The organism is Nocardioides oceani, assembly GCF_030412965.1.
Lineage (GTDB): Bacteria > Actinomycetota > Actinomycetes > Propionibacteriales > Nocardioidaceae > Nocardioides > Nocardioides oceani.
The window spans coordinates 1-351 of sequence record NZ_JAUHJQ010000074.1 but is presented as its reverse complement, the minus strand read 5'-3'; the positions used below and the strand labels follow the sequence as shown (position 1 = coordinate 351).

Here is a 351-nt window from a genome sequence, read left to right as displayed (position 1 = left end):
GCGCAGCCCCCAGCCCTCGGCAGCGGCGAGCCAGGCGCGCATCCCGACCCCGGTGGTGGCCAGGAACAGGTCGGGCGGCTGGGCGACGACGGCCTCGGTCGCCCGTCGGAGCGCCGCGTCGTCCACACGGGTGGGGTCGGTCGACAGCGCCGGCGCCCACACGACCTCGGCGCCGCGCCGCTCGATGAGCGCGACCTGCTCCTCGACCTTGCGGGAGGCGGTGACGCCGATGCGGAAGCCGTCGAGGCTGCCGCCCCCGGACTCGTCCATCTCCTCGGCCCTCTCCTCGGCGTCCGCTCCGGCACCTGGCGCCAGGGCCCTCCCGGAGGTCACTGCGGGCACTCGGGGCGC

General features: G+C 77.5%; 1 pseudogene. It reads right to left on the bottom strand.

The features are described from left to right. Window positions 1-270 (bottom strand): annotated as a pseudogene (locus QWY28_RS23335) (uroporphyrinogen-III synthase); the annotation flags it as partial. Window positions 271-351 lie beyond the last annotated feature (81 nt).